Source organism: Maribacter sp. 1_MG-2023 (assembly GCF_030547005.1).
Taxonomy (GTDB): Bacteria; Bacteroidota; Bacteroidia; order Flavobacteriales; family Flavobacteriaceae; genus Maribacter.
In genome coordinates this window covers 60,975-86,278 of record NZ_JAUOPN010000006.1, presented here as the reverse complement: position 1 = coordinate 86,278, position 25,304 = coordinate 60,975, and the positions used below count along the sequence as shown (strand labels likewise).

At 35.5% G+C, this 25,304-nt stretch carries 21 protein-coding genes; 13 read left to right on the top strand and 8 right to left on the bottom strand.

Annotated elements, in window-relative coordinates:
* Positions 1-5: 5 nt before the first annotated feature.
* Both Q4500_RS08705 and Q4500_RS08700 read right to left on the bottom strand, forming a co-directional pair.
* Complete coding sequence (locus tag Q4500_RS08705; protein ID WP_303599303.1) at positions 6-569, bottom strand: hypothetical protein; 564 nt, start codon at positions 567-569, stop codon at positions 6-8.
* A gap of 10 nt (positions 570-579) precedes the next feature.
* On the bottom strand, positions 580-1,026 hold the full coding sequence (locus tag Q4500_RS08700) for a hypothetical protein (protein ID WP_133687347.1): 447 nt from the start codon (positions 1,024-1,026) through the stop codon (positions 580-582).
* 214 nt (positions 1,027-1,240) lie between these two features.
* On the opposite strand from Q4500_RS08700, the gene Q4500_RS08695 reads away from it, so the two are divergent.
* The 11 genes from Q4500_RS08695 to Q4500_RS08645 all read left to right on the top strand — a co-directional run bounded on the left by Q4500_RS08695 (position 1,241) and on the right by Q4500_RS08645 (position 14,436).
* Entirely contained in the window at positions 1,241-2,434 is a 1,194-nt protein-coding gene (locus Q4500_RS08695) for an Nramp family divalent metal transporter (protein WP_303599301.1), read from the top strand.
* Positions 2,435-3,178: a 5-oxoprolinase subunit PxpA gene (pxpA, locus tag Q4500_RS08690; RefSeq protein WP_303599300.1), complete on the top strand. Its 744-nt coding sequence runs from the start codon at positions 2,435-2,437 to the stop codon at positions 3,176-3,178. It begins immediately after the preceding gene.
* The gene (pxpB, locus tag Q4500_RS08685) at positions 3,175-3,912 is read left to right on the top strand and encodes a 5-oxoprolinase subunit PxpB (protein ID WP_303599299.1); all 738 of its coding nucleotides are present in this window, start codon (positions 3,175-3,177) and stop codon (positions 3,910-3,912) included. The genes pxpA and pxpB overlap by 4 nt, the downstream gene beginning before the upstream one ends.
* Positions 3,905-4,744, top strand: coding sequence for a biotin-dependent carboxyltransferase family protein (locus Q4500_RS08680; RefSeq protein ID WP_303599298.1), 840 nt, complete (start codon positions 3,905-3,907; stop codon positions 4,742-4,744). The genes pxpB and Q4500_RS08680 overlap by 8 nt, the downstream gene beginning before the upstream one ends.
* Positions 4,745-5,134: 390 nt before the next feature.
* Positions 5,135-6,811: a dihydroxy-acid dehydratase gene (ilvD, locus tag Q4500_RS08675; protein WP_303599297.1), complete on the top strand. Its 1,677-nt coding sequence runs from the start codon at positions 5,135-5,137 to the stop codon at positions 6,809-6,811.
* A gap of 93 nt (positions 6,812-6,904) precedes the next feature.
* Positions 6,905-8,638, top strand: coding sequence for a biosynthetic-type acetolactate synthase large subunit (ilvB, locus tag Q4500_RS08670; protein ID WP_303599296.1), 1,734 nt, complete (start codon positions 6,905-6,907; stop codon positions 8,636-8,638).
* 21 nt (positions 8,639-8,659) lie between these two features.
* Entirely contained in the window at positions 8,660-9,238 is a 579-nt protein-coding gene (locus tag Q4500_RS08665) for an O-methyltransferase (RefSeq protein ID WP_303599295.1), read from the top strand.
* Positions 9,239-9,301: 63 nt separating this feature from the next.
* Positions 9,302-9,820, top strand: coding sequence for an acetolactate synthase small subunit (gene ilvN, locus Q4500_RS08660; RefSeq protein WP_036153906.1), 519 nt, complete (start codon positions 9,302-9,304; stop codon positions 9,818-9,820).
* Positions 9,821-9,859: 39 nt separating this feature from the next.
* Positions 9,860-11,335, top strand: a complete 1,476-nt coding sequence (gene ilvC, locus Q4500_RS08655; RefSeq protein ID WP_303599294.1) for a ketol-acid reductoisomerase — start codon at positions 9,860-9,862, stop codon at positions 11,333-11,335.
* A 156-nt stretch (positions 11,336-11,491) separates the two neighbouring features.
* On the top strand, positions 11,492-12,757 hold the full coding sequence (gene ilvA, locus Q4500_RS08650; RefSeq protein WP_303599293.1) for a threonine ammonia-lyase: 1,266 nt from the start codon (positions 11,492-11,494) through the stop codon (positions 12,755-12,757).
* A 92-nt stretch (positions 12,758-12,849) separates the two neighbouring features.
* Positions 12,850-14,436: an NADP-dependent glyceraldehyde-3-phosphate dehydrogenase gene (locus Q4500_RS08645; RefSeq protein WP_303599292.1), complete on the top strand. Its 1,587-nt coding sequence runs from the start codon at positions 12,850-12,852 to the stop codon at positions 14,434-14,436.
* Between the two features lie 36 nt (positions 14,437-14,472).
* On the opposite strand, the gene Q4500_RS08640 is transcribed toward Q4500_RS08645, so the two are convergent.
* Together Q4500_RS08640 and Q4500_RS08635 are read right to left on the bottom strand one after the other, a co-directional pair.
* Positions 14,473-15,111: a M48 family metallopeptidase gene (locus Q4500_RS08640; RefSeq protein WP_303599291.1), complete on the bottom strand. Its 639-nt coding sequence runs from the start codon at positions 15,109-15,111 to the stop codon at positions 14,473-14,475.
* A 110-nt stretch (positions 15,112-15,221) separates the two neighbouring features.
* Positions 15,222-17,375, bottom strand: coding sequence for a TonB-dependent receptor (locus tag Q4500_RS08635; RefSeq protein ID WP_303599290.1), 2,154 nt, complete (start codon positions 17,373-17,375; stop codon positions 15,222-15,224).
* A 252-nt stretch (positions 17,376-17,627) separates the two neighbouring features.
* Here Q4500_RS08635 and Q4500_RS08630 point away from each other — a divergent pair, with 252 nt between their 5' ends.
* Together Q4500_RS08630 and Q4500_RS08625 are read left to right on the top strand one after the other, a co-directional pair.
* A complete protein-coding gene (locus tag Q4500_RS08630) occupies positions 17,628-18,827 on the top strand; it encodes an MFS transporter (protein WP_303599288.1) in 1,200 nt (399 codons plus the stop codon).
* A gap of 203 nt (positions 18,828-19,030) precedes the next feature.
* The gene (locus Q4500_RS08625; protein WP_303599286.1) at positions 19,031-20,299 is read left to right on the top strand and encodes a serine hydrolase; all 1,269 of its coding nucleotides are present in this window, start codon (positions 19,031-19,033) and stop codon (positions 20,297-20,299) included.
* A 74-nt stretch (positions 20,300-20,373) separates the two neighbouring features.
* On the opposite strand, the gene leuB is transcribed toward Q4500_RS08625, so the two are convergent.
* The 4 genes from leuB to leuC form a co-directional block, all read right to left on the bottom strand.
* On the bottom strand, positions 20,374-21,429 hold the full coding sequence (gene leuB, locus Q4500_RS08620) for a 3-isopropylmalate dehydrogenase (protein WP_299325562.1): 1,056 nt from the start codon (positions 21,427-21,429) through the stop codon (positions 20,374-20,376).
* A gap of 56 nt (positions 21,430-21,485) precedes the next feature.
* Positions 21,486-23,003 carry an alpha-isopropylmalate synthase regulatory domain-containing protein gene (locus Q4500_RS08615; RefSeq protein WP_299325564.1) on the bottom strand — a complete coding sequence of 506 codons (1,518 nt, stop codon included), beginning with the start codon at positions 23,001-23,003 and terminating at the stop codon, positions 21,486-21,488.
* Positions 23,004-23,086: 83 nt separating this feature from the next.
* On the bottom strand, positions 23,087-23,683 hold the full coding sequence (gene leuD / locus Q4500_RS08610; protein WP_299799348.1) for a 3-isopropylmalate dehydratase small subunit: 597 nt from the start codon (positions 23,681-23,683) through the stop codon (positions 23,087-23,089).
* 99 nt (positions 23,684-23,782) lie between these two features.
* The gene (gene leuC, locus Q4500_RS08605; protein ID WP_299325568.1) at positions 23,783-25,195 is read right to left on the bottom strand and encodes a 3-isopropylmalate dehydratase large subunit; all 1,413 of its coding nucleotides are present in this window, start codon (positions 25,193-25,195) and stop codon (positions 23,783-23,785) included.
* Positions 25,196-25,304: the final 109 nt, after the last annotated feature.

Sequence of the window (25,304 nt, the reverse complement as noted above, 5' to 3'; positions counted from 1 at the left end):
TTCATTTAAGAATATAACTCTTCATTATTAATATCGTCTTCGTTGTTATTGGGTGCTGTAAAAATATCTTTAAGTATGTAACTCGTTACAATGGTAAGACCAAGTGTAAGGGTCGGTATTGCGTAATCCCAACTTAATAATTTCATGAGACCACCACAGATTAGGGTAATTACACCGATTACCATGACAAAATTCCATATGATTTCGGTCGTGCTATTCTTAACACCATCTTCTTTAGACATGAAGTAAGAGGTACCTTCCATCGCAAACCATGCAATGAAGGTAAATGCGGTACCGATTTGAAAAAATAAGGTATGGGTAAAATCTAAAATTGTTAATAGTCCGTTGGTCGTCCAGAAAAGTACCAATGCCATTTTAATTAAATCGACGGTCTTTTTTTCTTCCTTTTTAAAAAAGCGCAATCCGTATAGAATAAGAATCGCTGCAAAGGAGATAAAAATAATTCCTTCAGAAAACGGCCAGTGAAGTATTCGCATTACCACACCGATTAAAAGGGTAGCTATTGCTGCTCTAATCGGATTTCTAAATGCTTTTTTAGAATTTTCCATATCTGGTTTTTTAGTTAATAACTTTAATGTTGGCTTTTAGACCTTGCATTATTCCGATGATATTGTTTACGGTCTCATTTAAGTAATACCGTACTACGATATGCGGAATTCTAATGGTTGTAAATCCATTTTTAAAGGAGTGCATCGCTTCTTCTAAATTGTTGATAGCCTCGTGTTCGGTCAGCTTATCGTATTCAGAGTCAATTTCAATATTAAGTTTTACACGAGAAATGGCAATATCGATAGATTTTTTACCATCCCACCATTCTAACATGGGGTTTACACCAGCTTCTTTCAGCGCATAATATAGCTGAATAGCTTCTAAAGGTGTATTGTGTTTATTAATCAATAACTTAATACGTTCATGGTGCTTCATGCAAAGCTCTACGCCAGCACTCTCCATTGCATTTTTGTGGTCTAAATAACCGAGTTCTTTGTTACATTCTAAGCAAATCATTAATAGGTTAAGTTTAAGGTTTGGGGATAGCTATAACCCAGTTATTTTTGGATTAGTATGTAATCTCGATGAACGACATCTAAGTTTTAGATGAACTGCATTTTTTTAGATAAACTGCATTTTGAAATGTTAAAATTGTGGTGAAATTGATGCTACGTATGGTGAGAATATTCAGATTAACCAATTATATTTACAAGAACGATAAATTTACTAGATGTTTAAGAAATTAGGTCCTGGTGTACTGGTAGCCGCAGCGTTTATTGGTCCTGGTACGGTTACGGCATGTACCTTGGCAGGAGTCAATTTTGGGTTTAGTTTACTGTGGGCCATGTTGTTATCTATTATAGCAACCTACGTTCTTCAAGAGATGTCTGCCCGTTTAGGTATCGTAACTCAGAAGGGTTTGGCAGATGTAATCAAACAAGAACTTCATAATCCTTGGATACGCAATAGTGTTATAGCATTAATCTTTTCTGCCATTATTATTGGTAATGCCTCTTATGAAGCAGGTAATATAGGTGGCGCTACCTTGGGTATGGAGGCATTATTTGGTATGACTTATAGTAAATTATATCCTTTTATATTAGGTGGCTTGGCTTTTATATTATTGTACTTAGGTAGTTATAAATCTTTGGAGAAGGTGTTTATAGTACTTGTGCTTATTATGAGTTTATCGTTTGTAATGACGGCAATTTTGACCAAGCCAGATATATGGGAGCTTATTAAAGGATTGTTTATTCCCACAATACCAGAAAAGGGTACTCTTACTATAATTGCTTTGGTTGGTACTACCGTAGTGCCTTATAATCTTTTTCTGCATGCAGCATTGGTAAGTGAGAAGTGGAAATCAAAAGACGATTTAAATTTAGCTAAGCGAGACACGCTAGTTTCAATAATTTTAGGCGGACTAGTTTCTGTTAGTATAATTATATCTGCTGCAGCCATCAACTCTGCAGAAGTAAACAATGTTATGGATATGGCAAAAGCCTTAGAGCCTTTATACGGTTCTGCTGCATTGTATTTTTTGGGTATAGGTATGTGTGCGGCAGGTATTACTTCTGCGATTACTGCACCTTTGGCTGCTGCCTATGTTGCAAATAGTTGTTTTGGTTGGAAAGCCGGCTTTAAAGATGCTAAGTTTAGAATGATATGGATAACAATTTTAATTTTAGGAGTGTTCTTTTTATCCTTCGGAATTAAACCTATTGAAATTATAAAATTTGCACAGATTACTAACGGATTGCTTTTGCCCATTATCGCAGTATTTCTATTGTGGGTAGTAAATAGAGCTGGTGTTATGGGTAAATATAAAAACAGTGTATTGCAAAATGTATTTGGTATACTGATTATTCTGCTTTCTGTTTTATTAGGTGCTAAAAGTATCTTAACCGTTTTAGGCTTTTTATAGATGACAAAACATTTTATTGATATTAATTGTGATGTAGGGGAAGGTATAGGTAATGAAGAAGCCCTGTTTCCACTCATTAGTTCTTGCAATATTGCTTGTGGTGGTCATGCGGGTTCTAAAGAGAGTATGGTATTCTGTTTAAAATTGGCAAAGAAGTTTAATGTAAAGGTAGGTGCGCATCCATCATATCCTGATAGAGAAAACTTTGGTCGTGTATCGATGACTTTGTCTGAAGATGAATTAATTCTTAGTATAAAACAACAAATGCACTTGTTTGTGTCTTTATGTAGTCAGATGGATATTGAATTGCATCACATTAAACCCCACGGGGCACTTTATAATGATATCGCTAAAGACGAACATCTAGCGAAAACGTTTTTAACTGGTATAGAAGAATTCAAAAAAGGCGCAGTATTATATGTTCCGTATGGTAGTGTTATTCAAAGATTGGCTTTAGAATACGGATTTAAAGTCTTAGTTGAAGCCTTCGCAGATAGAAATTATAATACTGATTTAAGTTTAGTTTCTAGAAAAGAAAGCAATGCCTTAATAACCGACGGTAAAGAGGTATTGGCTCATCTATTAAGAATGTATTACGAAAAGGAGGTTAAAACGGTTAGTGGAGATAATATTTCTATAATAGCAAATACCTATTGTATTCATGGCGATACACCTTCGGTATTGAAAATTTTGGCTTATCTTTCAGATGAATTACCTCATCATAATCTACTCATAAAATCGTGAATTCCCCTAAAATACATATCAAACCATTTGGAGTACATTCCGTTTTAATTGAATGGCCAAATGAGGTTAGTGAAATCATATTAGAAAAAATATTACACTTTGAACGGTTTTTAAATAAAGAGGTGTTTACAAATAAGGAGTGGGAGTTAGTACCTTCTTATAATTCACTTCTAATTATTAATAGGACAAAACAGATCGATTTTCAAAAATTGTCTGCTGATATCAACAACTGGTATGTACAATTAAAAGAATCTCCAAAACCAGATAGGTACTTATGGCGATTACCTGTTTGTTATGATTTGGAATTCGGTTTAGACCTTGAAGAGGTCGCCAATCACTTTCATAAAACAAAAGAAGAGATTATAGCCTTGCATACTGGGGCGACTTATACAGTATTCGGAATTGGGTTTTTACCGGGCTTTATGTATTTAGGTGGTATTAATAAAGAGTTAGAATTGCCTAGAAAAGCAACACCAAGATCAAAAGTGGTTAAAGGTGCTGTTGGTATTGCAGGTAAACAGGCAGGAATCTATCCACAAGAATCACCAGGAGGTTGGAATATCATCGGAAATTGTGCAGTGCCCATTTTTGACGCATCCAAAGAGAATCCATGTTTTGTAAGTGTTGGCGATAAAATTGAATTTTATAAAATATCTAAAGCAGAGCATGACCTTCACAGAATAGAAGCAGAAGTGGGAATATATAAACCTGAAAAAATTAAGATAAATGCTTAAAGTATTAAAAGCAGGTTTTTACACCACAGTACAAGATGCAGGTAGATTCCATTATAGAAATAAAGGGGTACCCGTATCTGGAGTAATGGATGAAATGACGGTCTTTAAGGTGAATTCTTTGTTAGAGAATAAAGAGTCATCGGCTGTATTGGAGATTACCATGACAGGACCAACGCTCATCTTCGAAAAAGAAACCTTTATGGCACTTGGTGGAGCAAAAATGTCTGCTACACTTAATAATTTACCTATTCAGAATTATAAAGTCTATATGATAGAAAAAGGTGATATCCTTTCTTTTGGTCGTTTAGAGAAAGGGTTTAGATCTTACCTTGCTGTAAAGGGTGGTTTTACTTCTAAAGAAATATTGGGTAGTAGATCATTTTACAAACCCATTAGTAAAGTCAATAGATTAACTGATAATGATGTTATTCCTTTTTCGGTGGTAGAAGATTTTCAACCTAAAATATCAGAAATTAAGGTGGCGTCATTTTTAGATGAATCTGTTCTAGAGGTAAACAAAGCACCAGAATTCGATATATTGAGCGATAAACAGTTAGAAGAAATTTTCTCTAAAACATTTACTGTCGCTCATGAGAATAACAGAATGGCATATCAGTTAACAGAAACGATAGCACCACATACATTCTCAATGCTTACCTCTGCAACTATACCTGGTACGGTACAATTAACACCTGCAGGTAAATTAATTGTGCTAATGAAAGACGGACAAACAACTGGCGGATATTTAAGAGCTGTTCAATTAACAGATAAGGCAATATGCATTCTAGCACAAAAGAAGGGCGGAGACGCTATTAGCTTTAAATTGGTGTAATTTGATACTTTTTGAACCGATTTTGTTAAGGGGCTATTTATCATCTATATTATCAGTACTATTGTAATATGAAATTATCAAACCTAAATATTGACCTAGTCATTGTCATTCCAAATCTGGGATGATATAGCTTTTTAATTTTTAGAAAAACCTGTATCAGATATATTTGATACAGGTTTTTTTATGTTTTACATATAAATATACACTGTTTTAAAGTATTGAATATGGTATATAGTTGTTGTTTAAGTATTTGATATTCAAATTTTTAGGTTCATTTTTGATTGAATGAATTTGTATTGTCAATTATTGTTAAAATTAGAAATTTTTATAAACTTTTATCTTTGATTAAGGAGTATTTAAAAATCAAGATAAGCATACGAGAATTATATTATGGAGTTGAACAAGCATAGTAAGAATGTAACCCAAGATCCAACACAACCTGCAGCACAAGCAATGCTTTACGCTATAGGTTTAACTGAAGAAGATTTAAAGAAACCATTAATTGGTATTGGTAGTACAGGTTATGAGGGTAACCCTTGTAATATGCACTTAAATGACTTGGCTCAAGAGGTCAAAGTCGGTGTCAACAGCAGTGGCTTAGTTGGTCTTGTATTTAATACTATTGGTGTAAGTGATGGTATATCTATGGGTACATACGGTATGCGTTATTCTTTACCTTCGAGAGATATTATTGCAGATTCTATGGAGACTGTGGTGCAAGCAATGAATTATGATGGTTTGGTTACTGTCGTTGGTTGCGATAAAAATATGCCAGGTGCGCTAATGGCAATGATTCGTTTAAATAGACCATCTGTATTGGTATACGGGGGTACTATTGCTTCGGGTTGTTTTAAAGATAAGACCTTAGATATCGTTTCAGCTTTTGAAGCTTGGGGAGAGAAGGTTGCCGGTACTATGAATGAGGAGGATTACAAAGGTGTAATTCAAAATGCATGTCCTGGTGCAGGTGCTTGTGGTGGTATGTATACCGCAAATACAATGGCGTCAGCTATAGAAGCCCTGGGTATGGCAATGCCTTATAACTCGTCTAACCCTGCTATTGGAAAAGATAAGCAATATGATGCTATAAACTCTGGTAAGGCTTTAAGAAGCCTTTTAGAAAAAGATATTAAGCCAAGCGATATCATTACCCGTAAATCTATGGAGAATGCTATTCGTTTGCTGACACTTTTAGGAGGGTCAACTAATGCCGTACTTCACTTTTTAGCAATAGCTAAAGCTGCTGATGTAGATTTCACCTTAGATGATTTTCAAAAAATTAGTGATACTACGCCATTCTTGGCAGATTTAAAGCCAAGTGGTAAATTCTTAATGGAAGATGTTCACCGTGTAGGTGGCGTACCTGCCGTTATGAAGTTTATGCTGGAAAATGATATGCTTCATGGAGATTGTCTTACAGTTACAGGTAAAACAATTGCTGAGAACTTAGCTGATGTTCCTGGTTTATTAGAACACCAACAAGTTATAAAACCACTTAGTAATCCTATAAAAGCAACTGGTCACTTACGTATTCTTTATGGTAACCTTGCCACTGAAGGTGCTGTGGCAAAAATTACAGGTAAAGAAGGATTGTATTTTTCTGGTCCGGCTAAAGTATATAACGACGAGTTTCTTGCGAATGCAGGTATCGGTAGAGGTGAAGTGAAAAAAGGTGATGTTGTGGTTATTCGTTACGAAGGTCCAAAAGGAGGTCCTGGTATGCCAGAAATGTTGAAGCCAACTGCTGCCATAATGGGTGCTGGTCTTGGTAAAGATGTGGCTTTGATTACAGATGGTCGTTTTTCTGGTGGTACACATGGTTTTGTTGTAGGTCATGTTGCTCCTGAAGCACAAGAAGGTGGAGCAATCGGTTTGTTAGAAGATGGAGATATTATCACCATTGATGCAGAGAAAAACGAAATATCAGTTAATCTAACAGATGAGCAGTTATCAGAAAGAAAAAAGAATTGGAAACAGCCAGAGTTAAAGGTGAAAAGAGGAAGCTTATACAAATATGCTCGTATGGTATCATCAGCATCTAAAGGTTGTGTTACCGATGAATTTTAAATAATACCTGCTAGATTTTAATTAATTCTAGAAGGATTTTAATATCAGGTTATTGTAACTCTTATATGCAATACTTGAATTTGATTATTAATTATGGAAACAGTAAAAGAGAAGAAAAAAGGTACAGATTCCAAGAAAACTATTAAGATTTCTGGAGCAGAGGCAATAATTCATTGTTTGTTGGCCGAAGGGGTCGAAACAATGTATGGCTACCCTGGTGGCGCAATTATGCCGGTCTACGATGAACTATATAAGTTTCAAGATAAGTTAACTCATATTCTTACTAGACATGAACAGGGTGCTACGCATGCTGCTCAAGGGTATGCTCGTGTTTCAGGTAGAGTGGGTGTTGCAATAGCAACCTCTGGTCCTGGAGCAACAAATTTGGTAACAGGTCTTGCAGATGCGCAGATAGATTCAACTCCAATGGTTTGTATTACAGGTCAGGTTACTAGACAATTACTTGGTACCGATGCTTTTCAAGAAACTGATATTATTGGTATTTCTACTCCGGTAACGAAATGGAACTATCAAATAACCGAAGCTTCTGAAATACCAGAAGTAATGGCGAAAGCATTTTACATTGCTAAATCTGGTAGGCCAGGTCCGGTATTAATTGATATTACTAAAAATGCACAAATAGATGCTTTCGATTTCTCTTATGAGAAATGCACTGCTGTGCGTAGTTATAAGCCGGTTCCAAAACCAAAAATGAGTGCTGTTCAAGCAGCTGCAGATTTAATCAACAGCGCCAAAAAACCATTTATTGTATGGGGGCAAGGTGTTATTCTTGGTAAGGCTGAGCAAGAGTTGAAATCTTTAGTTGAAAAGTCGGGTATACCTGCTGCTTGGACTATCATGGGAGCTTCGGCTTTAGATACTTCTCATCCATTAAATGTGGGTATGGTAGGTATGCATGGTAACTATGGTCCTAACGTTTTGACCAATGAATGCGATTTACTAATTGCTATAGGTATGCGTTTTGATGATCGTGTAACTGGTAATTTAGATTTTTATGCAAAACAAGCTAAAGTAATTCACTTTGAAATTGACCCTGCTGAGATAAATAAGAATGTGCATGCAGATGTTGCGGTTTTAGGTAACTCAAAAGAAACTTTAGGGTTGTTACTGCCACTAGTAAATGAAAATAAGCATGATGCTTGGCATAATATCTTCAAAGAGAAATATAAAATTGAGTTCGATACTATTATAAAAAATGATATTCATCCTACCAAAGAAGGTTTAACTATGGGCGAGGTGATTGAAGAAATTAATTTGGCATCAAATAACAAAGCGGTTATCGTTTCTGACGTAGGTCAACATCAAATGATTGCTTGTAGATATGCTAAATTCTCCCAGTCTAAAAGTAATATCACTTCTGGCGGACTAGGTACTATGGGCTTTGCGCTACCAGCAGCTATTGGTGCCAAAATGGGCGCCATGGATAGGGAAGTGGTTGCAATTATCGGTGATGGTGGTTATCAAATGACTATTCAAGAATTGGGTGTAATTTTTCAACATAAAGTACCTGTTAAGATTGTTGTTTTAAATAATGAGCATTTAGGTATGGTTCGCCAATGGCAAGAATTGTTCTTTGAGAAAAGATATGCATCGACGGTTATGGTGAATCCTGATTTTGTAAAAATTGCTGAAGGTTATAGTATTGAGGCAAAAAGAATTTCTGAGCGTAAAGATTTAAAATCTACCATTCAAGAAATGATGGGTTCTAAAGAACCTTATTTCTTAGAGGTTAAGGTAGAACAAGAAGATAATGTATTTCCAATGATACCTTCTGGAGCTTCGGTTTCTGATGTTAGATTGAAATAAATAAGAGAAAAGAATAATCTCATGAACGATACTAACATACAAGACATTCCAAAAATACATACGGAGATAACTCGTAAATCTGAGGAAATCGGATTTACGATGCCCTCAGACCTGTACGTTGGTAGCTTTCTCAAAACCTTAATAGCCTCTAAACCAAATGGCAATTTTTTAGAAATTGGAACTGGTATTGGTCTTAGTCTTTCTTGGATGATTGAAGGTATGGATGCTGATTCTAAATTGATATCCGTAGATAACGATCAAGAATTAATTTCTATCGCTTCTAGTTATTTTGGTGATGATGATAGAGTTGAGGTTGTTTGCAAAGATGGTGCTGATTGGATCAAGGAATATTCAGGTGCAAAATTCGATTTGATTTTTGCAGATGCCTGGCCAGGTAAGTACAGTGAAATCGATGAGGTTTTAAATTTGATAAATGTTGGCGGCTTTTACATTATAGATGATATGACCAAACAGCCAAATTGGCCAGCCGGTCATGAAGATAATGTGATTGAACTGACAGCGTATTTAGAACAACGTAAAGATTTACAATTGACCAAAATGAATTGGTCTACAGGCTTAATAATGGCCGTAAAGAAATAGTATAGAATAATTATAATGACACCATAAAATCCTTTTGAAGAAAGGAATAGGTAATTAAAGCTTATGGAAAATAAATGGTTTACAATATCGGTATATTCAGAAAATAATGTTGGATTACTGAACAGAATATCAGGTATATTTTTAAAGAGACATATAAATATAGAGAGTTTAAATGTCTCTAAATCAGAGATTGATGATGTTTCTAAATTTACGATTGTTGCTCATACAACTGAGAAATGGGTGCATAATATTGTCGGTCAGATCGAGAAGCAAATTGAAGTAATTAAAGCATATTACCATACTGATGATGAAACTATTTATCAAGAATCTGCTTTGTTCAAAATAGCATCAGGACTTCTGTTTGACGAGCGTCAAATTCAGAATATCATAAAAGATAATAATGCACAGATTGTCACTGTATCAAGAGACTTTTTTGTGATCGCTAAAAGCGGTAGAAGAAATGAAATTGATGAAATGCACGATCAACTAAAACCGTACGGTATTATGCAGTTTGTACGCTCTGGCCGTATTTCGGTTACAAAAGATGAAATGAAAATTTCAGCGATACTAAAAGAATTTTAATAAAGAATCATAACAATAATCAAATAAAGTAAATACAAAATGGCCAATTATTTTAATACGCTATCATTAAGAGATAAATTAACGCAACTTGGAAAATGCCGCTTCATGGATTCGGCTGAGTTTGCAGATGGCGTAAATGCTTTAAAAGGCAAAAAAATTGTAATCGTAGGTTGTGGTGCTCAAGGGTTGAACCAAGGGTTGAACATGAGAGATTCTGGTTTAGATATTTCTTACGCACTTCGTGATGCTGCTATAAAAGAAAAAAGACAATCTTTTGTAAATGCCTCAGAAAACGGATTCACAGTGGGTACCTACCAAGAATTGATTCCTACTGCCGATGTTGTAATTAACCTTACTCCAGACAAGCAACATACTGCTGTTGTTAGTGCGGTTATGCCTTTAATGAAAAAAGATGCTACACTTTCGTATTCTCACGGTTTTAATATCGTCGAAGAAGGTATGCAAATTCGTGAAGATATTACGGTAATTATGGTTGCGCCAAAATGTCCGGGATCAGAAGTACGTGAAGAATATAAAAGAGGTTTTGGTGTACCAACATTAATTGCGGTTCACCCAGATAATGATCATCAAGGAAAAGGATTAGAGCAAGCGAAAGCGTATGCTGTTGGTACTGGTGGTGATAGAGCAGGTGTGTTAATGTCTTCTTTTGTTGCTGAAGTAAAATCAGATTTAATGGGAGAGCAAACTATTCTTTGTGGTTTGTTACAAACAGGTTCTATTCTTTGTTTCGATAAGATGATCGAGAAAGGAATTGATGCTGGTTATGCTTCAAAACTTATCCAATACGGATGGGAAACTATTACTGAAGGAATGAAGTATGGTGGTATTACACATATGATGGACCGTCTTTCTAATCCTGCTAAAGTAAAGGCATTTGAATTATCAGAAGAATTAAAAGATATTATGCGTCCGTTGTTCCAAAAGCATATGGATGATATCATGACCGGTCATTTCTCAAAAACTATGATGGAAGATTGGGCAAATGATGATAAGAATTTATTGACGTGGAGAGCTGCAACTGGTGAAACTGCTTTTGAGAAAACAGCTGCAGGTAGTCTAGAGATTACTGAGCAAGAGTTTTATGATAACGGTGTGTTAATGGTAGCTATGGTAAGAGCTGGTGTTGAGTTGGCTTTTGAGGCAATGACAGAATCTGGTATTATTGCTGAATCTGCATATTATGAGTCTTTACATGAAACTCCATTAATTGCAAACACCATTGCTCGTAAGAAATTATTTGAAATGAACCGTGTTATATCTGATACTGCAGAATATGGTTGTTATCTTTTTGATCATGCATGTAAGCCATTATTGACTGATTTCATGAAGGGAATAGATACTGATGTAATTGGTACTAATTTCTCTGGCGATATTGATAATGACGTTGATAATGCACAGTTAATTGCTATAAATAAGGCATTACGTACGCATCCGGTAGAAATAGTTGGTACTCGTTTACGTGAGTCAATGACGGCAATGAAGCCTATCGTATAAAGTTATAATCCTTTATAGCTATACCGATTGTCCGCTTGAGTACATTCTAAAAATTATCACCCTCCATTAGGTTGTAGTTTTAAAAGAAATGTTCTCAAGCGGACAATTTAGGTTTTATTCGAGTTATAAGTTTTTTAATAACAGAATGCAAATAATATGAAAGGGATTAAGCCGACATATTTTCCAAAATTAGATGATGTCTTACAAGCTGCACAAACCATTTCTGAAATTTCAGAGGTAACTCCGCTAACAGAAAGTATACGTTTGTCTAAACAGTACAACTGTCAAGTTCGTTTAAAGCGTGAGGATTTACAACGTGTACGTTCTTATAAAATTAGAGGTGCCTTCAATAAAATAAGCTCTTTAACCGAAGAAGAACGAGCAAAAGGTGTCATTTGTGCCAGTGCAGGTAATCACGCCCAGGGTGTGGCATTTGCTTGCTTTCATTTAAAAATTAAGGGTACTATTTATATGCCCTCGGTTACACCGAAGCAAAAAGTAGAGCAAACTAAATTGTTTGGTGTTGAATGGGTTGAAATAGTTTTAGAAGGCGACACCTTTGATGATGCTTCTTTGGCTGCTAGAACGTATGGCGATAAACATGAAAAGATATTTGTACACCCATTCGATGATCCTAAAATTATAGAAGGTCAAGCTACTGTTGGTCTTGAGTTGATTTCGCAATCAAAAACACCTATAGACTATCTGTTTGTGTGCATTGGCGGTGGTGGTCTAGCATCTGGACTTATTAGTGTTTTTAGTGAACTTTCGCCGAATACCAAAATTATAGGGGTAGAACCAAAAGGTGCTCCATCTATGAAAACATCAATAGATTCCGGAGAGGTAGTTTCGCTTAATCATATAGATAAGTTTATTGATGGTGCAGCGGTCAAAAAAGTGGGTAACTTAACCTATGCTATCTGTAACTATTATTTAGATAATATGATTACGGTAGATGAAGGGAAAGCTTGTCAGACTATTCTAGATCTCTATAATAGAGATGCTATTGTGGTTGAACCTGCTGGTGCTTTGTCTATTGCAGCTTTAGACGATTATAAAGAAGAAATTGCTGGTAAAAATGTAGTGTGTATTATTGGTGGTAGTAATAATGATATTACCAGAACGGCTGAAATTAAGGAAAGAGCATTACTATACGGAAAACTAAAACATTACTTTATCATTAGATTCCCTCAAAGACCAGGTGCGTTAAAAGAGTTTGTGGTTGACATTCTAGGTCCAAACGATGATATTACCCATTTTGAGTATTCAAAGAAATCGAGTAGAGAAAATGCACCGGCTGTGGTAGGTATAGAATTAAAGAACCCAGAGGACTTGAACCCTTTGATAGAACGCATGAAATCTAACAATTTCTATGGAGAATATATAAATGATAAACCAGACTTGTTTGAATATTTGGTTTAAACTACTTTTAATATAACAGATTCAATTTCTAGTATTTTTTAGAAATCAATCTATAATACAATTATCAATCATAGTGCAAAATAGAAAATGAAATGAGCGATATTAAAATTCCTGAAGAATTTAAAATTACATCAACTATAGACCAAAAACATTATTTGGTCAACGGAGAATTAAAAGAATGGAAAGGGGATACTACAGAAGTATATTCTACTATTTCTTCAACAAAAGAATACAAGCCAACCTTACTAGGTAGCATTCCAGATTTACAAGAAGCAGAAGCTTTAGATGCTTTAAACGGAGCATTAAAGGCGTATGATAAAGGAAAGGGAATTTGGCCAACTATGCATGTTAAAGACCGTATTGAATGCATGGAGGTTTTCGTTACAAAAATGAAGACTAAAAGAGAAGAAGTTGTTAAGTTGCTCATGTGGGAAATTGGTAAATCGTTACCAGATTCTCAAAAAGAATTTGATCGTACAGTTGAGTACATTCAAGATACCATTGAAGATTATAAGCAGCTAGATCGTGATGCTGCAAAGTTTACAAAACACGATGGTGTGTATGCGCATATTAAAAGAGGACCTTTAGGTGTTGTTTTATGTTTAGGTCCTTACAACTATCCGTTGAATGAAACTTTTGCTTTGTTGATTCCTGCAATCATTATGGGAAACACAACAATTTTTAAACCTGCAAAACATGGTGTTTTATTGATTACTCCGCTTTTAGAGGCTTTTCAAACGAGTTTTCCAAAAGGGGTGGTAAATATATTATTTGGTCGTGGTAGAACTGTTGCTGCACCAATTATGCAAACAGGCAAAGTAGATGTACTTGCTTTAATTGGTAATAGTAAATCTGCAAATGCCTTGCAAGAGCAACATCCTAAAAGTAATAGATTGCGACTGGTATTGGGTCTAGAAGCTAAGAACCCGGCAATTATTTTACCAGATGCAGATTTAGATTTGACAGTAAATGAATGTTTAGCCGGTACACTTTCTTTTAATGGACAACGTTGTACGGCACTAAAAGTAGTTTATGTTCATGAAGAGATTAGGTCTAAATTCAATGAAAGCTTTGCTAAAAAAGTAGATGAATTAAAATTTGGAAATCCGTGGGAAGACGAAGTAAAATTAACTCCGTTACCAGAACCTGATAAGGCTGCCTATATTCAAGGTTTAATTGATGATGCGCTTTCAAAAGGTGCAAAAATCATCAACAAAAAAGGAGGTAAGCATTTTGATAATTTTATATGGCCTGCAGTTCTATATCCTGTAACGAAAGATATGCGTGTTTACCAAGAAGAGCAATTCGGTCCAATAATTCCAATAGTACCATTCTCCGATATTGAAGAACCTTTAGATGATATGGCAGAAAGTAATTACGGACAACAAGTAAGCTTGTTCGGTAAGGATGTTTATGCACTTTCTCCATTAATAGATACCTTGGTAAACTTGGTTTGTCGTGTAAATTTAAATAGTTCTTGCCAAAGAGGACCAGATGTATACCCATTTACCGGAAGAAAAGATTCTGCACAAGCAACCTTAAGTGTTCATGATGCATTACGTTCGTTCTCTATTAGAACTTTTGTTGCATTTAAAGACAATGAGTTAAATACTGAAATTATTCAGAATTTATTGGAAGCCAAACTTTCTAATTTTGTGAGTACTGATTATATATTATAAAGGTCTTTAACTTAGACTATAAAAAAACCTCTCCTATTAATTAGGGGAGGTTTCTTTTTTACAATTAGCACTGATCTCGTTAGCTCTTTCTAAACCGGAATATGGATAGTAGGGTACCGTTTGTTCTTCTTCATTGAATAATACAATGGCACGTTCAACATCTTCACAATAGGGTGCTATAGATTTATCGAAGAATTTAGCTGCGCCCATATCCCATTCAGTCTTACCTAATAGTACTCTTGGATTGCTTGGTGCAATTGTTAGTGCCTTTTGATAGATAGCTACATTCTCTCCAGACAAAGTCATACCGTATTTTGCACCATCAAAAGCAATGTAGGCTGTGTTCAATAGCGCATATGTAATCATTATTTCAGGATTGTTTTCTGATATTTCCGAGGCGTTATCTAAAAATTCTTTCGCCCTTGTCAGCTTTGTATTTAATAACGCTTCGTCTTTTAATCCAAAACTGCTTACTATTTCTATCAATCCGGCATAATAGGGTGGTAGCCAATTATCGGTTTCTACAGATGCTATTCTTTCAAATAGTTGTACGGCTTCTGTATTCTTTTGTTGCTCCCATAAGGCAAATGCCTCATTCATCCCTTTTTCATAAGGCGTTTGCGAAGTTAAGCTAAGTGTAAAAATGAACGAGGCAATTAATAGAAGTGATTTCATAATGTATAGTTTTTTGATGTTATTTATTGTTATTCAAATATCTTTCTATTCCATTGTTTTTGATAAAATAGATGACCGAGTTGTAGGTTCTTTGTATTGAATTGTAATTTTTAAAGGTTATCTAGTTGATTGTCATCTTTATTGTCACTTATCGTCCAAAAGAAACCTATGAAAAAGAAGCGGTCTGCAGCGGGGGTAATGGTTCTTCTGTCAAATAAACCATCTGTATTGGTTTGGTCAGCGTATTGATATCCGTTTACATTTTTAGTTCCTAATACGTTACTCACAGATAGATATAATATTTTCTGCGGACTGATTAAGTAAGCATAGTTGGCATTCAACGAATTGAAGCTTTTTGCTTGTTCCGTTAAGAATCCTCCTTTGTTAGGGTCGGTATAACTGCGACCAGAAGCATAATTATAACTCAAACCTACTTGACTTTTCCAATCTTCAATCCAGCGTTTAACTACTAAAGAGGCATTGTGTTTTGATGCAAAATCAGGCGTTGCACTTGTTGGGTAATTCTGGTAATCCCTTTCAGTGTCTAAGTAAGAGTACGACATCCAATACTCTGTATTTTTGATTGATTTATTATCCCTCCAGAAAATATCCAATCCTTTTGCAAATCCACTTCCAGAGTTATTATATGTAGAAGTTGGCAATGCGAACGGAGTATCATACTTTACTAAATTTCCGTAATTTTTGTAGTATGCTTCAGCTCTAAAAATCTGTTTGTTTTTTACATACTGATAGTTTGCAATATAATGAGTTGTGTTCTCGGCAGTAAAATCAGAATTATACTTTAAATAGTCGTTTTTCGGATTTTGAAAGAACTCACCATATGCCAATGAGAATTGAGAGTTTGAGCCGGCTTTATATGCTAATGATAATCTTGGTGAAATATTAAACTCTTGCAATAACTCAGAATATTCTCCTCTAATTCCAATCTTAGTAGCAAGTTTTTTCGAAAAGAAAATATCTGTTTCTACAAAGCTGCTGAATATATTATTATCAAATTCATAATCGTCTTCAAAATTAGAATCTTCGAAGTTCTCTGTGAAGTTTGTTGCGAAATATTCTGCCCCAAAGTTCAATTTGTAGCGACTAGAAAAGAACTTTTTAAAAGCGATTTTTAGATGTGCCGAGTTTTCAATATCTGTGATGTCAGAATTATTATATTTTATTTCAGAGCGGTCATTGGCGAAACTAATACCTGTTGCAATGCTCCAGTCTTTTTCTAAGAAATCTTGGTAAGAGGAGTTGATGTACAGATTTCTATTTTTAAGTCCGAAACGAATACCATCAGCTACATTAATGTCTTCTTGTGTTAGATCAAAGTCTACCGAACTGTATGCTCCATAAACTTTTAAAAGTCCGTCGTTATTGAATTTATATCTATATACCGCTTCACCACCTACAGATTCTACAGGTTTATGCCATTCATTATTATCAGGATACAGTTTTTGATAAGGAGCTAAATTAATGTAGGACGTATTTAAGCTAAGTGAACTTTTCTTCCATTTTTGGGTATTTCCAAGTCCCAGGCCAACGGTCATAATAGAAATTTCAGTTTTCTCTTCTTGTGGTTCGTTTATACTATTTAAAAGTAAAACACTTGATAAGGCTTGTCCGTATTCAGCTGAATATCCTCCGGTAGAAAATGTAATTCCTTTAAATAGAAATGGAGATAGCCTACCTCTTGTGGGTATGTTGTTTGCAGAAGGGGAGTAGGGTGTAAATACACGCATACCGTCTACAAAAATTTGTGTTTCTTCTGCGCCACCACCTCTAACGAATAACCTTCCGTCTTCGGCAACATTTGATGTTCCTGGTAATGTTTGCAAAGCGCCAACAAAATCCCCTAAAGCTCCTGCTGTGGTTACAATATCTAAAGGTTTTAATGCGGTAACCTTAGCGTTGTCGCCAGCATTGAATGTTCCGGCATTTACAGTTACGGCATCTAGGGTATTCACATCATCTTTGAGTTTTATGGTTATGGTATTGAGCTTCGTGACATCATCTGCTTTAGAATAAGTCTCAAATGAAATGGAAGACGCAATTAATGTTTGTAAGCCGGTTGCGGTTGTTTCAAATGTAAATGTGCCATCTTCACTGGTAGCAGTACCGTCATAAGTACCTTTTAGATAGACACTTGCTCCCATAATTGGCAAGCCTTGTTGATCAATAATTTTGCCCGAAATGGTTGATTGTGAGAATGCATTGGAACATAAAACTGTAAGTAATAAGAATAATAGCGTCTTCATTGTTGATTATATTTTGATTGATATCACAAATATGAATCGTAATTGAAGGTTTGAATAAATTGATTTTCTCAGTTGTAGAATTTCTATACTGAATTGTAAAAACTGAATATATGTTGCCAATTCACACGGTTAATTATTAACATAAATATGGTAATTCATGCGTGTTTTAACCGGGATATTGGTTTTAACTTTGTCTTTTTAAAATTGATTGAGAACCTATAGTATATATGTTAAACTTAAAATTTATAAGTTATGGATGCTATAAAATCAAATAAGAAAGCATTATTTGCTTTAGCCATCGGTGGTTTTGGAATAGGACTTACCGAATTTGTTATCATGGGAATTTTGACAGAAGTTTCTGGGTCATTAGGAATAACAATTCCGCAGGCAGGTCACTTTATTGCAGCTTATGCATTGGGCGTTGTAGTAGGTGCACCATTATTAACAGGCTTAGGTTCTAAGCTTACGCCTAAGAAAATGCTGTTCTTATTAATGATATGGTTTACAGTATTTAATACCTTGTCCGGACTTGCCACAGGTTATACCAGTTTGTTGTTTATGAGATTTTTATCTGGTATTCCGCACGGTGCTTTTTTTGGTATCGGTGCTGTAGTAGCTACAAAATTGGCTAAAAAAGGCAAAGGTGCGCAAGCTATTTCAATTATGTTTTCCGGTCTTACTGTAGCCAATGTTATTGGAGTGCCTATTGGTACTTATTTAGGGCAGCAGTTCAGCTGGAGTGTTTCTTTCTACCTAGTAGGCTTTGTTGGTTTATTGGCTTTAGGAAGCATTTACCTATGGATGCCAAAAATTGAAGTAGACGAAACCGAAGAGAAAGTAAGTGTTTCTAAAGGATTAAAGAATACTGAACTTTGGGCATTAATTGCACTGACCACTATAGGTACAGGCGGATTCTTTGCTTGGTACAGTTACGTAGCCCCTTTAATTACAGATGTCGCTGGTTTGCCAAACCATTTTGTTGGTTACGCTATGATGTTGGCTGGCTTAGGTATGGTAGTTGGTAATTTTTTAGGTGCGAAGATGGCAGAGTTATTCTCACCCTTGAAAGCGGTAATCATTAGCTTGTCGGTTATGTGCGGTATTTTATTGTTGAATATGGTTATTGCAACTAACCCATATTTATTAATGGTATTGACTTTTGTTATTGGAGCAATTTCATTTACTGTAGCCACACCTATTCAAATGGCAATTATTAAAACATCAAAAGGATCAGAAATGCTGGGTTCTTCAATGAACCAAAGTGCGTTTAACATGGGTAATGCTTCTGGGGCTTATTTAGCTGGCTTGCCAATAGCATTTGGGTATGGAATTGTTTACTCTAGTTTAGTAGGCGCTATTTTAGCTTTTTCCGGTGTTGCAATCGCTGTAGCTATTTTGAAAGCTAGAAAGAGAAAAGAAATTAAATATAGAAAAATGGCGATGAGCTGTTAGTCTTTATTTTTATAAATTTTAAAAAAGGAACTTCAAAATGGGGTTCCTTTTTTTTGTCTAAATATTCAGCCGCATGCTTATTTTCAATTTATTTTCTTGCCTTGTACTCAGTTGGTTTGATTGTTAAATTTTTCATTTTATGTAGTTCATCGGTAATTTTATCCATTTTATCACGTTGTTAGAGTACCAAAACTTACAATGCTGTGTCACGTACCAAACTATTTCTGGGAGCCATAATTATGGTTCTTTTACTTTTTGTTCTTTCGGCTTCTTCATTTAAGCCAGAGCATTCTAAAGCTATTATTTCAAACCCCAATGCCGTAAAAACTCTTGCGGAGAAAAGGGAAATCAAATTATATAACATACGTCAAAAAGCACTGAAAGATGCTTTAACCGATTATTTCAATAAAGCTATTTCAGCTGGTGATATCGTAGGAGCAGGTGTAAGTATAGTAAACGGTGATTCCGTTATCTTATCCGATGGATATGGTAAGCGAAGTTCTAATGGTAGTGAAACGGTAGACGAGGAAACCTTATTTAGATTAGGTTCTATCTCAAAAGGCTTTACCGGTGTTTTAGCTGCTAATTTAGAAAGCGAAGGTAAATTACACCTAAATGATAAAGTGGCAGATTATTTACCAAATTTCCATTTTGGTAATCAACAGAATACTCAAAAAATAGAAGTAGCACATTTACTTTCTCACACTACAGGAACTCCATACCACAGTTATACAGATTTAGTGGAGGCGGGTTACACCATGTCTTCGATTAGCGAAAAATTCGATAAAATAAATCCGATAGCCGAGCCCGGTTCTCAATATAGCTATCAAAATGCCATGTTTTCTGTTTCACAAGAAGTGATGTTGAAAGCAACAGGAAAAGATATTCAAATGCTTTTAGAAGAAAAATTCTTTAGACCCTTGGGTATGACTTCTGTGTCTATGGATCATAAGACATTAATGCAAAATGAAAATATTGCGCTACCACATATTAGAAGAGGTCATCGATTGAGAACAGTTTTGCCAAGAGATAACTACTATAATGCTATTGCTGCCGGTGGTATCAATGCAAACTCTGAAGATATGGCTAAGTGGATGCGTTTCTTATTAGGTCATAATCCTGATGTAATGTCTAGAGAAGATATGGCTCAGGTATTTAAACCTTTTGTAGAATTAAATGGTCATAGAAAATATTATCAAAAATGGCCAGGACATGTGAGTTCAGGTTATGGATTTGGTTGGAGAATACACACTGTAAAAGAGAATGAGAATGCGCCTGAGGAAACTATTTGGCATCATGGTGGTAGTGTTAACAACTACAGAAATGAAATTGCACTTTTTCCAGATTCGGATTTAGGTATTTGTGTACTAATCAACGGACCATCGAAATTGGTTAAAACCGTAATTCCTGATTTACGTGCGATTGTTAAAAGTATTTATGAACAAGAAATTGCAATAGCTACAAGTATTTAAGTAAACCGTAGCTATCAGATATAAAAAATCCCTTTAATCAAAGATTAAAGGGATTTTTATTTATAGTGTATTTCTTAAATGTTGCTAGCTAACCAATCGCCAACTTCACTTGTTTTATAACTTTTGCCACCATCGGCAAGATCTTCGGTTACGTAACCTTCTGCTAATGATTTGTTGACTACGCGTCTAATTTCTTCAGCTTCTTCTGTCATATTCATATCTTCAAAAAGCATAGCTGCAGAAAGTACGGTAGCTAACGGGTTAGCGATGTCTTTACCAGCTGCTTGTGGATACGAACCATGAATAGGTTCGTATAAAGATACTTTACTACCTACAGATGATGAAGGCATAAGTCCCATAGAACCTGCAATTACAGATGCCTCATCAGTTAAAATATCACCGAACAAGTTTGCTGTAATGATTACATCATATCCTTTTGGCCATTGAATTAAGCGCATTGCAACCGCATCAATGAATTCATAAGTAACTTCCACCTCTGGATAATCTTTTTCCATAGCCTGTACAGTCTCTCTCCAAAGTCTTGATGATTCCAATACGTTGGCTTTATCAACACAACATAATTTTTTAGAACGCTTCATAGCGAAATCAAAACCTTTTTTAGCTAATCTTTCGATTTCAAAACGTTGGTAGGTCATAGTATCAAAGGCGGTATTACTGTCATCTTTTCTTCCTCGTTCGCCAAAGTAGATGCCACCAGTTAATTCTCTTAAGATTATTAAATCAGTACCTTCAATACGTTCTCTTTTTAAAGGAGATTTATCGATTAGAGAAGGAAAAGTAAAGGTTGGTCTAACATTGGCAAACAAACCTAATTTCTGTCTCATCTTCAATAACCCTTGCTCTGGACGAACTTTTGCAGAAGGGTCATTATCAAAACGTGGGTGGCCTATAGCGCCAAAAAGAACTGCATCCGCATTTGCACATATTTCATGTGTCTCATCTGGGTAAGGCTCACCAACGGCATCAATGGCCGCTGCACCTGTAAGAGCAGGTTTCCAAGTAATATGGTGCTCATACTTTTTTGCAATGGCATCACATACTTTTACTGCTTGATCAATAACTTCAGGACCGATACCATCACCGGCCAATAAGGCAATATCTAATTTCATTTGATGTGTTTGTATGTTGCTAAGACCTACTTATAAAAAGTAGTAAAGCAATCTGTTTAAATTATATTCAACATTTTTTCGGTAGCTTTAATCGCACTAACCGTTTGGTCAGAATCTAAACCTCTTGACGTAAATTCTTTTCCATCCAATTCCCAAGTGATAACTGTTTCGCACAATGCATCGGAAGTACTACCTGGTGGTATTCTAACAGCATAATCAGTTAATTTTGGGAGTATTTTCTTCTTTGCAATGTATACTTTTTTTAAAGCGTTCATAAAAGCATCATACTGTCCGTCTCCTTGTGCATGTGCTTCATATATTTTACCATCTACTTCTACAGATAGGGTAGTGGAAGGCATTAAGCCTTTAGCATGTGTTAATACGTAAGATTTTACAAAAACTCTTTGTTTGTAATCTGCAGTATCCAAAACATCAGAAATAATAAAAGGAAGGTCATCTTTAGTAACACGTTCTTTTTTATCTCCTAATTCAATAATACGTGCAGTAACTTTTTTTAATTCCTCATTGTTTAAGGTTAAACCAAGTTCTTGCAGGTTTTTTTGAATGTTGGCTTTACCAGACATTTTACCTAATGCATATTTTCTTTTTCTGCCAAAACGTTCTGGCATTAGATCACTGAAATATAAATTGTTTTTGCTGTCGCCATCGGCATGTATACCGGCAGTTTGGGTAAACACATTATCACCAACAATAGGCTTGTTTGCCGGTATGGTAAAGCCTGTAAAGGCAGATACCAACTTACTTACTTTATATAAAGAGGTTTCGTTTACACTAATTTCTACTTCTGGCAAAAAATCATTGATAACCGCTACAGCACTTGCCATAGGTGCGTTACCAGCTCTTTCGCCCATACCGTTTACGGTAAGGTGTAAACCATGGCAGCCAGCTTTTACAGCTTCCATAATATTAGCAACACCCAAATCATAATCATTATGACCGTGGAAATCGAAATGTAAACTAGGATACTTTTGTACTATTTCAGATAAATACGCATATGTTTCGGTGTGCGTTAAAATACCTAATGTATCTGGCAGTAATATTCTTTTTACATTTTGAGTGGATAGAAAATCTAGAAACTCAAAAACATATTCTTTTGAATTTCGCATTCCGTTACTCCAATCCTCCAAATAGATATTATTGATAATACCTCTTTCTGTGGCTTGTTTAAAAATTTCGGCGATTTCAGAAAAATGTTGCTCGGGAGTTTTCTTTAACTGATACTTTAAATGGTTCATGGAACCTTTGGTCAGTAAATTTTGAGAAATCGCTCCAGATTTCTGCATCCAATCTAATGAAATACCTCCATCTACAAAAGTTAGTACTTCTACACGTTCTAAATAACCTTTTTCACCAGCCCATTCGGTAATTTTCTGAACAGCTTCAAGCTCTCCATCAGAAACGCGAGCAGATGCGATTTCAATTCGGTCTACTTTCAGTTCTTCTAAAAGTAGTTTTGCCAAGGTCAGTTTTTCTGATGCAGAAAAGGATACGCCTGAAGTTTGTTCACCATCCCTTAGGGTGGTATCCATTATTTCTAACTTTCTTTTTTTCATGTGTTCTAAATGCCATTTTTCGATTTGAAAAATGGCATTGGGTTAGTTAACGTAAATGCTTTGTATTGTTTTGATATATGAGTTTATAGCGGAGTACTCTCTGCGAATGTTTCAATATCTTTTTTGATGTTCAATAAATAATCGATATCATCAAAACCGTTAAGCATGTTGTTTTTCTTGTAGCCGTTAATATCAAAAGACTCACTTTCGCCTGTTGATAGTAAAGTGATTTTTTGCTCTTTTAGATTAACCTCTAACTCTGTAGTTGGGTCTGCTTCTGTAGCATCAAAGATTTTCTGTAAAAATTCGGCACTTACCTGTACAGGTAATACACCGATGTTAAGACAGTTACCTCTAAAGATATCTGCGAAGAAACTTGAAACTACACATCTAAATCCGTAATCATAAACTGCCCAAGCAGCATGCTCACGAGATGATCCCGAACCAAAGTTTTTACCACCTACTAATATTTTACCACTGAACTTATCTTGGTTCAAAACAAAATCTTCTTTCAAAGTATTGTCTTGATTGTAACGCCAATCTCTAAATAGGTTGTCCCCAAATCCAACACGCTCAGTTGCCTTTAAAAATCGTGCAGGTATAATTTGATCTGTATCTACGTTTTCTATAGGTAAAGGAACCGCAGTTGAAGTTAATATGTCGAATTTATCGTATGCCATTTTTTATAGCTTTTTGCTCATGGGTGTTAGCCATTAGCTTGTATTATTATAATTGTTATTGTGCTAAAAGCCAAGGGCTAATAGCGAAAGGTAAACTTGTTACACAAGTTCTACCATTAATTCTCTTGGGTCAGTTACTTTACCGGTAACGGCAGCTGCAGCAGCAACTAACGGACTAGCTAATAAAGTTCTTGAACCAGGTCCTTGTCTACCTTCAAAGTTTCTGTTCGATGTACTTACCGCTAATTTACCAGCAGGTACTTTGTCATCGTTCATTGCCAAACAAGCAGAACAACCAGGCTCACGAAGTTCAAAACCAGATTCGGTCAAAATATCAAGAATTCCTTCATCTTTAATAGCAGCCTCAACTTTATGAGATCCAGGTACTAACCATGCCGTAACATTGTCAGCTTTTTTTCTGCCTTTTACGATAGAGGCAAAAGCTCTAAAATCTTCTATACGACCATTTGTACAACTTCCTAGGAAAACAAAATCAATAGGCTTGCCCATCATACTATCGCCTTCATTGAAATCCATATACTTCAATGATTTCTGGTATGTAGTAGCACCACCTTGAACGTCATTTGCCATAGGAATATCATTTGAAATTCCCATTCCCATACCTGGGTTGGTACCGTACGTAATCATAGGTTCAATAAGAGAACCATCAAAAGTTAATTCTTTATCGAAAATGGCATCTTCATCGGTATATAATGTTTCCCAATATGCCATTGCTTTATCCCAATCTGCACCTTTTGGAGTAAACTCGCGATCTTTTACATATTCAAATGTTTTTTCATCAGGAGCGATCATACCTCCACGGGCACCCATTTCTATACTTAAGTTACAAACGGTCATACGACCTTCCATACTCATGTCTCTGAAAATTTCTCCAGCATATTCTACAAAATACCCGGTTGCACCAGAAGTCGTTAATTGAGAAATGATAAATAAAGCTACATCTTTAGGTGTAACCCCTTTACTCATTTTACCGTTAATATTAATACGCATTCTCTTAGGCTTAGGCTGCATAATACATTGTGTAGCCAATACCATTTCAACTTCAGATGTACCAATACCAAAAGCAATTGCACCAAAAGCACCGTGTGTAGAAGTATGTGAATCTCCACAAACAATAGTAGCACCTGGTTGGGTAATACCATATTCAGGACCTACAACGTGTACAATACCATTCTTTGCATGACCTAATCCCCAATAAGAAATACCATATTCATTAGCATTTTCTTCTAACATTCTTAACTGGTTTGCAGAAAGTGGATCTGCAACCGGTAAATGTTGGTTAATAGTTGGAGTGTTATGGTCAGCTGTTGCAAATGTTTTCTCAGGATGCATAACAGGAATATTTCTATTCTTAATACCTAGAAAAGCAACAGGGCTTGTTACTTCATGAACCATGTGTCTGTCAATGAACAGTACATCAGGACCATCTTGTATTTTATGTACTACGTGGGAATCCCACACTTTGTCAAATAATGTTTTTGTTGCGCTCATATTCTTTCTAATCTAAGTTCACAAATCTATTAAAAACAAGGGTTTCTTAGAAATTAACACACTTGTAAATTACGATGTTCAAAATGTAATTATCTGTTAGTTTTAAAAT

Bases quoted from the DNA above. Each gene is read 5' to 3' on its own strand.
- leuD (WP_299799348.1), bottom strand. From the start codon at position 23,683: ATGGCATACGATAAATTCGACATATTAACTTCAACTGCGGTTCCTTTA.
- ilvB (WP_303599296.1), top strand. From the start codon at position 6,905: ATGGAAACAGTAAAAGAGAAGAAAAAAGGTACAGATTCCAAGAAAACT.
- ilvA (WP_303599293.1), top strand. From the start codon at position 11,492: ATGAAAGGGATTAAGCCGACATATTTTCCAAAATTAGATGATGTCTTA.
- leuC (WP_299325568.1), bottom strand. From the start codon at position 25,195: ATGAGCGCAACAAAAACATTATTTGACAAAGTGTGGGATTCCCACGTA.
- ilvD (WP_303599297.1), top strand. From the start codon at position 5,135: ATGGAGTTGAACAAGCATAGTAAGAATGTAACCCAAGATCCAACACAA.
- Q4500_RS08615 (WP_299325564.1), bottom strand. From the start codon at position 23,003: ATGAAAAAAAGAAAGTTAGAAATAATGGATACCACCCTAAGGGATGGT.
- Q4500_RS08705 (WP_303599303.1), bottom strand. From the start codon at position 569: ATGGAAAATTCTAAAAAAGCATTTAGAAATCCGATTAGAGCAGCAATA.
- Q4500_RS08680 (WP_303599298.1), top strand. From the start codon at position 3,905: ATGCTTAAAGTATTAAAAGCAGGTTTTTACACCACAGTACAAGATGCA.
- Q4500_RS08635 (WP_303599290.1), bottom strand. From the start codon at position 17,375: ATGAAGACGCTATTATTCTTATTACTTACAGTTTTATGTTCCAATGCA.
- Q4500_RS08640 (WP_303599291.1), bottom strand. From the start codon at position 15,111: ATGAAATCACTTCTATTAATTGCCTCGTTCATTTTTACACTTAGCTTA.
- ilvN (WP_036153906.1), top strand. From the start codon at position 9,302: ATGGAAAATAAATGGTTTACAATATCGGTATATTCAGAAAATAATGTT.
- leuB (WP_299325562.1), bottom strand. From the start codon at position 21,429: ATGAAATTAGATATTGCCTTATTGGCCGGTGATGGTATCGGTCCTGAA.
- Q4500_RS08630 (WP_303599288.1), top strand. From the start codon at position 17,628: ATGGATGCTATAAAATCAAATAAGAAAGCATTATTTGCTTTAGCCATC.
- Q4500_RS08645 (WP_303599292.1), top strand. From the start codon at position 12,850: ATGAGCGATATTAAAATTCCTGAAGAATTTAAAATTACATCAACTATA.
- pxpA (WP_303599300.1), top strand. From the start codon at position 2,435: ATGACAAAACATTTTATTGATATTAATTGTGATGTAGGGGAAGGTATA.
- Q4500_RS08700 (WP_133687347.1), bottom strand. From the start codon at position 1,026: ATGATTTGCTTAGAATGTAACAAAGAACTCGGTTATTTAGACCACAAA.
- Q4500_RS08695 (WP_303599301.1), top strand. From the start codon at position 1,241: ATGTTTAAGAAATTAGGTCCTGGTGTACTGGTAGCCGCAGCGTTTATT.
- Q4500_RS08665 (WP_303599295.1), top strand. From the start codon at position 8,660: ATGAACGATACTAACATACAAGACATTCCAAAAATACATACGGAGATA.
- ilvC (WP_303599294.1), top strand. From the start codon at position 9,860: ATGGCCAATTATTTTAATACGCTATCATTAAGAGATAAATTAACGCAA.